Annotated in this window: 8 protein-coding genes and 1 riboswitch; of the genes, 4 read left to right on the forward strand and 4 right to left on the reverse strand. The window is 45.0% G+C overall.

What is annotated here, in order from left to right:
- Positions 1–12: 12 nt before the first annotated feature.
- The 3 genes from GBH70_RS10640 to GBH70_RS10650 all read right to left on the reverse strand — a co-directional run bounded on the left by GBH70_RS10640 (position 13) and on the right by GBH70_RS10650 (position 2,833).
- Positions 13–948, reverse strand: coding sequence for an ABC transporter ATP-binding protein (locus GBH70_RS10640; protein WP_151681026.1), 936 nt, complete (start codon positions 946–948; stop codon positions 13–15).
- A gap of 141 nt (positions 949–1,089) precedes the next feature.
- Complete coding sequence (locus GBH70_RS10645; RefSeq protein ID WP_151681027.1) at positions 1,090–2,193, reverse strand: sensor histidine kinase; 1,104 nt, start codon at positions 2,191–2,193, stop codon at positions 1,090–1,092.
- Position 2,194: 1 nt separating this feature from the next.
- Positions 2,195–2,833 (reverse strand): response regulator, encoded by a 639-nt coding sequence (locus tag GBH70_RS10650; protein ID WP_151681028.1) that lies wholly within the window; start codon positions 2,831–2,833, stop codon positions 2,195–2,197.
- Between the two features lie 176 nt (positions 2,834–3,009).
- Between GBH70_RS10650 and GBH70_RS10655 the strand changes: the two genes are divergently transcribed.
- Positions 3,010–4,227, forward strand: a complete 1,218-nt coding sequence (locus GBH70_RS10655) for an MFS transporter (RefSeq protein WP_151681029.1) — start codon at positions 3,010–3,012, stop codon at positions 4,225–4,227.
- Positions 4,228–4,295: 68 nt separating this feature from the next.
- On the opposite strand, the gene GBH70_RS17520 is transcribed toward GBH70_RS10655, so the two are convergent.
- Positions 4,296–4,418 carry a hypothetical protein gene (locus GBH70_RS17520; RefSeq protein ID WP_259370069.1) on the reverse strand — a complete coding sequence of 41 codons (123 nt, stop codon included), beginning with the start codon at positions 4,416–4,418 and terminating at the stop codon, positions 4,296–4,298.
- Between the two features lie 442 nt (positions 4,419–4,860).
- Here GBH70_RS17520 and GBH70_RS10660 point away from each other — a divergent pair, with 442 nt between their 5' ends.
- The 3 genes from GBH70_RS10660 to glcT all read left to right on the forward strand — a co-directional run bounded on the left by GBH70_RS10660 (position 4,861) and on the right by glcT (position 7,732).
- Positions 4,861–5,007 (forward strand): family 1 glycosylhydrolase, encoded by a 147-nt coding sequence (locus GBH70_RS10660; RefSeq protein WP_151681030.1) that lies wholly within the window; start codon positions 4,861–4,863, stop codon positions 5,005–5,007.
- 175 nt (positions 5,008–5,182) lie between these two features.
- Positions 5,183–5,284, forward strand: a riboswitch (purine riboswitch).
- A gap of 136 nt (positions 5,285–5,420) precedes the next feature.
- Positions 5,421–6,749 (forward strand): NCS2 family permease, encoded by a 1,329-nt coding sequence (locus GBH70_RS10665; protein ID WP_151681031.1) that lies wholly within the window; start codon positions 5,421–5,423, stop codon positions 6,747–6,749.
- Positions 6,750–6,889: 140 nt separating this feature from the next.
- On the forward strand, positions 6,890–7,732 hold the full coding sequence (gene glcT / locus GBH70_RS10670; protein WP_151681032.1) for a glucose PTS transporter transcription antiterminator GlcT: 843 nt from the start codon (positions 6,890–6,892) through the stop codon (positions 7,730–7,732).
- Positions 7,733–8,036: the final 304 nt, after the last annotated feature.

The following is an 8,036-nucleotide window of genomic DNA, read 5'->3' on the forward strand; positions in this document are numbered from 1 at the left end:
TTCTTCTCCTTTCTAATCCCTTAAATTACGGCCAGTTAAGGTTAAAAATACCGTTTCCAGGTTCGGCTCTTTTTCCTGCAGTGCCCTGATTTCGATATGGTGGCTGATCAAAAATTCGAGGATGAGATTTAAATTGTTGATGCTTGCATCGGACTGGATTTGGATCATGTTTTCATGGAAGGATGCCATTTCAACGCCCTTAATTTTCTTGATCTCCCCGAGATCAACCGGTTCCTTTGTTTTCACTTCAATCCAGACTTCTTTTTTGTCTGTAATGATCGATTTCAGCTGTTCCTTCGTGCCTTCTGCAATGATTTTCCCATGGTCAATGATCGCAATTCTTGTGCAGACTTCCTCAACTTCTTCCATGTAGTGGCTAGTATAAATGATTGTGCAGCCCATTTCGTTCAGTTTCCGCACTGAATCCAAAATGTAATTGCGCGACTGCGGATCAATGCCGACAGTCGGTTCATCCATAATGATTAATTTAGGCTGGTGGGCAATGGCGCAGGCGATATTAAGCCGCCTTTTCATCCCGCCGGAAAAATTTTTCGGATAATTTTTATGATGGTCCTGGAGGCCGACAAATGCCAAAGCTTCTTCTGTTTTTGCATTCAATTCATTGCCGCGCAATCCGTATAGCCCGGCAAAAAATTTGACGTTTTCAAAAGCGGTTAAATCTTCATAAATGGCAATGTCCTGAGGTACAATGCCAAGATTCATTTTCGTAAAGCGCCTGTTTTTCATAATGTTTTTGCCGAGAATTTCGATTGTTCCATCATTGCTTCTCAGCAGGCCGGCGATCATGTTAATGGTTGTGCTCTTCCCGGCGCCGTTTGCCCCGAGAAAGCCGAAAATTTCTCCTTCTTTTATTTGCAACGAAATATGGTCGACCGCGATAAAATCCCCGAATTTTTTAGTAAGCTCCCGGATCTCCAATACGCTCAATTTTGTTCTTCCTCCTTGGTTTAGGAGAGGTGCACGGCCGCTCCCTTTGTAACTTCAGTATAAAAAAAAGAACGATCCCGGATAAGTGGCATCGTTCATGACTTTTATATGAAAAAATTCATGTTTTACAGGTGAAGCCGTTCATGATTGGATCGGAAGGAGGGTGGTGACAGAAAAACCGTGCGACCCGTCGGTAATGACATGGCCCTCGAGCGATGCGGCCCGTTCTTCCATGCCGGAAATGCCGAGCCCTTTTTTGATTTTAACCGCGCCTTTGCCGTTGTCCCTCACTTCAGCCCTCACCATTTTATTCAATACTTGAATATCGACAGTAATCTGCGTGGCATCGGCGTATTTGCGCGCATTGGTCAGCGCTTCCTTCACATTTTCATGAATGATTTTCCATTGGACAGGGGTGATGATGTCCAAATTTCCATGATGTGTGATAATTGTTTCGATGTTATTCCCGGCGGAAAATTCACCCAAAGCAAGCTGAAGCCGGTGGATGCCGACCTGTTCCGTGGAAGGTTTCAAGCTTTTTAACGTCAGTCGGATGCTTTCAATACCTTCCTTTGTTATGTTAATTGCATTTTGCAGCAAGTTTTGTGCCTGCCGTGCATCTTTTTCCATCAGCCGTTTTGCCGCCTCCATCTGGATAAGCGCGCCGGTCATTGCGTGGCCGATATCGTCATGGATTTCCTGCGAGATGCGGTTCCGTTCTTCAAGCCGGTATGTATATTCGGACTGGCGGATGAATTCCCGGTTTTCATTCAAACTGCGCGTAAGCTTCTGGATTGAAGCGCGCGCCCAATCGAGTTGCTTTTCTTTTTTCTCCATCTGCCCTGTGTAGGTGCAGGCCAGGTCCCAAATGATCCAGCTAGCGGCTGCTGCGAAAACATACTGGCCGGCAATATCACTTTTTATGGAAAAAGCGGGAGCCAGAAGGATGGCTGCAGATATCCATTTTGACTGGATCCACACCTGCAGAAGCACCAAAATCGAAAGCGGCGCCAAGATAGCAAATAGCGGGTGGACATACACATATCCCGAAATGGAAATGAAAATGGAAAGGGCGGAAAAGGCAGCAGGCAACGCCGTTATTTTCCAAATATACATGGCGATATTTACACAAAAATACAGCAGCAGCAGGAACACGGGCTGCGCCATCGGCATATTTGCCTGTATGCATGTAAAAGCTATCCAACACATCAACGCAAGCTTCGTGCAGATCATCCGGATTTCCATCTTACTTCACTTTCCCCGTAAGGTAATAAACAGCGATCTGAGTGCGGTGCTCGAGTCCGGTTTTCCCGAATATCGAGGTGATGTAATTCGCGACCGTCCCTTCTGAAATAAACAAGGTTTTTGCAATTTCCTTATTGGAAAGGCCTTTTGCGATCAGGGACATGATTTCACGCTCTCTTTTGGTGAACAGTTTTGGATCGATTTTCGGTTCCGGCTCCCTGTCGCCCAAATTGGTTTTGATTTTATCGAGGATTACGTCCTGGAAAATACTGTTTCCGGCATAAACACTTTTGATCGCATCGCGGATTTTTTCGGGGTCATTGTTTTTCAGTAAATAGCCTTTTGCCCCGTATTTCAAAGCATCGACGATATATTCGTCATCGTCAAAGGTGGTCAGAATCACGGGTTTTGCGGATGTTTGCTCTGAAATGGCCTTTGTTGCTTCCACGCCGTTCATATCCGGCATCCGTACATCGAGCAGGGCAATATCAACAGCGTGATTTTTGCAATATGAAATAGCTTCCCTCCCGTTTTCCACTGTAACTACTACCTCAAAATCTTCGTAGGAAGATAAAATAATTTTTAAGCCTTCGCGTATAAAGGAATTATCATCTGCTATCAAAACTTTAATTTTGTCCATAATACCTGTCTTCCTCCCCGGCCCCGCTTATGTAGATACTCCCATTATATCTGAAATCCGGCTTGCATCATACGGGAAGTGCGGCAATTATCAAACATTGGAACAGAAAGAAAAAGAGGGGTATCATGTAAGTATGGAAATTTTTCGAATTTGCAACAAAGGGGTAGGTATACAAAATGAATTATATCGAACAGGGGACGCGGGAATTTCGACTGGCAAATCTTGCTTTGTTTGCGGGAGGATTTAACACGTTTGCCATTTTGTGGGGGATGCAGCCGCTGCTTCCCGATATCGCAAAAGAATTCCATCTTTCGCCGACCATGTCGAGCCTTAGCTTGTCATCGACAACCGTGGCGCTGGCAGTTAGCATGCTGATTGCCGGATCATTATCGGAAGTGTTCGGCCGGAAACCGGTCATGTCTTTTTCACTCATTGCTTCTTCAATCCTTTGCATATTGACGGCTTTTTCGCCAAACTACCATTTGCTCATTCTTTGCCGGGTGATGCAGGGGCTTGTGCTCGCCGGGCTTCCGGCTGTGGCAATGGCGTATTTGGGGGAGGAAATCTTGCCGACAAGTTTAGGTCTTGCGATGGGCATGTACATCAGCGGGAATTCAATCGGTGGGATGGCCGGGAGGATCATCTGCGGTGCATTGACCGACTTTTTCAATTGGCATGTTGCTTTGGCTGTAATCGGCGTGATCAGCCTGCTTGCAAGCCTCTTGTTTTGGTTTGTGCTGCCGCCTTCCACTCATTTTACGGCACGGAAGTTTGAAATCGGAAAATTAACCGGAAGCCTCGTCCGGCAGTTTGTAGAACCGGGTCTGATTTATCTCTTTCTGATCGGCTTTTTGTTAATGGGAAGCTTTGTGTCGCTTTATAATTACATCGGCTTCCAGTTGATTGCGCCGCCGTATTCGCTGAGTCAGACGCTTGTTGGATTTATTTTTATCGTCTATATTGTCGGCACGTTCAGCTCCACATGGATGGGGATGCTTGCCGACCGGCATGGGAAGAGGAAAATTTTGCAAGTTTCACTCTTGATCCTGCTTGCGGGGGCATGCATCACCCTCGTGCCGGAGTTGTGGCTGAAAATTATTGGCATTGCTGTGTTCACGTACGGGTTTTTTGCCGGCCATTCGATTGCAAGCGGATGGGTCGGGCAGCTGTCGTCCCATGATAAAGCACAGGCATCCGGATTGTATTTATTTTTTTATTATGTCGGCTCCAGCATTGGCGGGACGATCGGCGGCTTGTTTTACAGCCGGATGGGGTGGAACGGCGTTGTGCTAATGATTGCCGTGCTGATGGCATTGGCCATTGCATTTTCGATCCGGCTGGCGATGATTGCGAAGAAGAAAATGAACTATTCCGCCCGGCATGCTTCCAGTTAATTTCAACATAGGAGAAAACAATGTACCACCGCTTTTTCTCTTACTACCTGGCGCATATAAGCTTTTTATTACGATTTCAGCAGTATTGTAGTGGTTGCCCATTTTGAACTGGTGTTTCCGCTTGCCGTCCAGTGGTTGATCGACAGCCTGCTGCCGGTCGGGAAGTGGGCGAAGATTGTCGGCACTAGCATATCGCTTCTTCGTTTATATCTGCTCAGTAAATATTTGCAATATATTGTGACGTATTGGGGCATAAACTCGACATCAATATCAAATCGGTATGCGGAAAGAATTATTCGAGCATGTCCATAGGAAGACTTCTTCAGTAATGTGAAAACCGGCCATGTGATGAGCCGGATCATGCACAAATTTGTTGCAAGGACCAGCCGGTTTCATAAAGAAAACATAATAGGAAAGACTTGTATCATTGGTGGGGACATCATTGGCTGAAGTCAAGACATTTCCAGAAGTTTTTTATGGAGCGGCGTCATCAAGGCCAACCGGGCGGAAGGGGCCTAGAATGAAGACGGAAAAGGCATGCCAACAACTGATGTGGCCGTATACCGGAAAGATATTGGAAAAGATGAGTACGATAAGCACCATATGGTCACGGATGCGCAGATCTAAACGGCTATGCGGACGCAATCTGATCAAGATGATCCGAAAAGGCGGGGCATTGATTTTTACCACCGTTACCGCGAAGATATTGCCCTGTCCGGCGAGATGGACTTTAAGGTGCTGCGGCTTTCCATTGCCTGGACGCGGAGGCGTAACGGCTGAAAAAAACAGGGGTTTTTCGCGGTTGAAAAAATATAGTGAAACAAATTCTTGTAAGGAATTCTAACGACAAAATCCCACGATTGTTCGTATTTAATTGAATGATGGTAAAAAAATATAATAAAATGTTCGTGTTTTGGGTTGACTTCTCGTGCTTTTCCGGATACAATCAATCTTGTAAATTGAATAGAAATACCATCGTATAAATTCAGGGATATGGCCTGAACGTTTCTACCAAGCTGCCGTAAATAGCTTGACTACGAGGTAATGAGATAGATTAAGAGGGCAAAGTACAGAAAAATAACAATTTTTGCCCCTCCTCATTCCTTAAGTCTGGCGTTTCGGGCGTTTTACGTTCGGAACGTTTTTCTGTTATGGCGACAGAAACGGAAATTCCACAGGAGGGAAAGGGTAAGATGAAGAATTATTATGAATTTGAGAAGCTGGGGACGAGTTACCGCCAGGAATTTATCGGCGGCATGACGACCTTCCTGGCCATGGCGTATATTTTGGCTGTTAACCCGCTGACCTTGTCGCTTGCCAGCGTAAAAGGGCTTCCGGCTTCTATGCATATGGATCAGGGCGCAGTGTTTGTTGCAACGGCAATTGCTTCGGCAATCGGTTCTATCGTGATGGGGCTTCTTGGGAAATATCCGCTTGCACTTGCACCGGGCATGGGCTTAAACGCGTTTTTCGCCTATACAGTCGTTTTGGGCTACCACATTCCGTGGCAGCATGCTCTCGGCGCCGTATTGATTTCGGGCGTGTTCTTCTTCTTGTTGACACTGACAGGGATCCGTGAAAAATTGATCAACGCGATTCCGGTCCAGTTGAAACACGCTGTCGGCGCAGGGATCGGTTTATTCATTACTTTTATCGGCTTGAAAGATGCCGGCATTATTGTAAAAGATGATGCGACGTTTGTTGCGCTCGGAGATTTGTCAAAAGGGCCGACGCTTCTGGCAATCTTCGGCATTGTGATTACTGTTATTTTAATGACAAGGGGCATCAAAGCTGCCGTATTCTTAGGGATGATCATTACAGCTGTTGTCGGCATGATTTTTGGCTTAATCGATGTGCCGCACGCAATTGTGAGCTCTGTGCCAAGCATTAAGCCGACTTTTGGCGCGGTTTTCAGTTCATTTAATGATCCATCCTTCTGGTCGGCGCAAATGATTGGTGTGATCCTGACATTCTTCTTTGTCGATTTCTTTGATAATGCCGGGACACTCGTTGCAGTTGCCAGCCAGGCCGGCTTAATGAAAGACAATAAACTTCCGAATGCCGGAAGGGCCCTCGTTTCCGATTCAATTGCTACAATGGTCGGCTCCGTGCTCGGGACTTCGACGACAACTTCTTATATTGAATCTTCTTCAGGGGTTGCGGCAGGGGCAAGAACAGGATTTGCTTCATTGGTAACAGCGGGATTTTTCATCCTTTCGCTTTTCTTCTTCCCGCTTCTGTCGGTGGTGACTTCTTCAGTAACCGCGCCGGCTTTAATCATTGTCGGGGTTTTGATGGTATCGAATTTAAGGTTCGTTGAATGGGATAAATTTGAAATTGCTGTACCAGCTTTCCTTACATTAATTACAATGCCGCTGACTTACAGCATTGCAACTGGGATCGCCATAGGGTTCATCTTCTATCCGATTACGATGATTGTGAAGGGTAAAATAAAAGAAATCCATCCGATCATGTACTTCTTCTTTGTCGTCTTTTTGCTCTACTTCATTTTCTTAAAATAGTTTTATTTCAATTTTCTGCTTGCAGGCCGCACCTGCAGGCTTTTTTGTATTCTTGTTGCTGCAGGAGAGAAAAATTGAAAACGTACAGTATTTCAGTTACACTATTCGTATTGCATGGATTAGAGCCAAGGGGGATCGAAATGGAATCTTTTAAAGTAAAAAAAGTGTTAAACAACAATGTATTGATTGCCACTCACCCCCGATATGAAGAAACCGTGTTAATTGGCAAAGGCATCGGTTTTAACCGTAAAAAAGATGAAATCATTTCGCAGGAATCGGCAGAAAAAATGTTTGTGCTGAAAAATGAAAAGGAGCAGGAACAATATATCAAATTGATCCCTTCTATTGATAACAAAACGCTCGAAGTCATTATTTCAGCAATTGAAATGATCCGCAACCGGACCGATTCGCCTTTAAATGAACATATTCATGTTGCCTTAACGGACCATATCGCTTTTGCCATTAACCGCATCCGGCAAGGGCTGGCTGTGAAAAATCCGTTTGTTGCCGAAACAAAAATCCTCTACCCGCGCGAATACGAAATTGCACGTGAAGTGGTGGATTATATTAATGAGGCAACGGACGTTTATTTGCCGGAAGGGGAAGTCGGGTTTATCGCGCTTCATATCCACAGTGCGGTAACGGATAAACAGCTTTCCGAATTGAGCAGGCATTCCCACCTGATTTCGCAGCTCATTTCAACCGTGGAACATGAATTTAAAATCACTTTAGACAAAGACAGCACAAATTATATGCGTCTTGTCCGCCATTTGCAGTATACGATTGACCGCGTGCTGACGGGGGAAAAAATGAATGAACCGGAGAAATTAAATTATTTCTTGCAACAGGAGTACCCGCGGTGTTATAATTTGTCGTGGAAATTGATTAAAATCATGCAGCAAACATTGAAAAAACCGGTGTATGATGCCGAGGCCGTCTACTTGACGATGCATCTGCAGCGGATACAGGCTAAGATGGAATAGTTTAAAACTTCATCATATTGTACGTGTTACTGATTCGATCAGGCATGAGTGAAAAAGATGACGGAAATGCATTTATGGGCATACTACCCGTAAATGTTTTCCTTTTTTCCTCATGCCTTTTTCTTTGTGTAAAAAAGTTTGCTGTGCTGGTCGATCTGTTTCCGGCAAAAATTTCTTAACTTAATAAGAGGAGCATTCCTGTAATGAAGGAAATTTGAGGTTTGCACAAAAAAGAGCCTCCTTGGTATGATACGAGGTGTCCAAAGCTTTGAAGCAAAAATGGACCCTTAATTGATACCCAAGT

The organism is Weizmannia acidilactici, from assembly GCF_008974225.1.
GTDB lineage: Bacteria > Bacillota > Bacilli > Bacillales > Bacillaceae_C > Weizmannia > Weizmannia acidilactici.

Bases quoted from the DNA above. Each gene is read 5' to 3' on its own strand.
- GBH70_RS10645 (WP_151681027.1), bottom strand. From the start codon at position 2,193: ATGGAAATCCGGATGATCTGCACGAAGCTTGCGTTGATGTGTTGGATA.
- GBH70_RS10650 (WP_151681028.1), bottom strand. From the start codon at position 2,833: ATGGACAAAATTAAAGTTTTGATAGCAGATGATAATTCCTTTATACGC.
- GBH70_RS10655 (WP_151681029.1), top strand. From the start codon at position 3,010: ATGAATTATATCGAACAGGGGACGCGGGAATTTCGACTGGCAAATCTT.
- GBH70_RS17520 (WP_259370069.1), bottom strand. From the start codon at position 4,418: ATGCTAGTGCCGACAATCTTCGCCCACTTCCCGACCGGCAGCAGGCTG.
- GBH70_RS10660 (WP_151681030.1), top strand. From the start codon at position 4,861: ATGCGGACGCAATCTGATCAAGATGATCCGAAAAGGCGGGGCATTGAT.
- GBH70_RS10665 (WP_151681031.1), top strand. From the start codon at position 5,421: ATGAAGAATTATTATGAATTTGAGAAGCTGGGGACGAGTTACCGCCAG.
- glcT (WP_151681032.1), top strand. From the start codon at position 6,890: ATGGAATCTTTTAAAGTAAAAAAAGTGTTAAACAACAATGTATTGATT.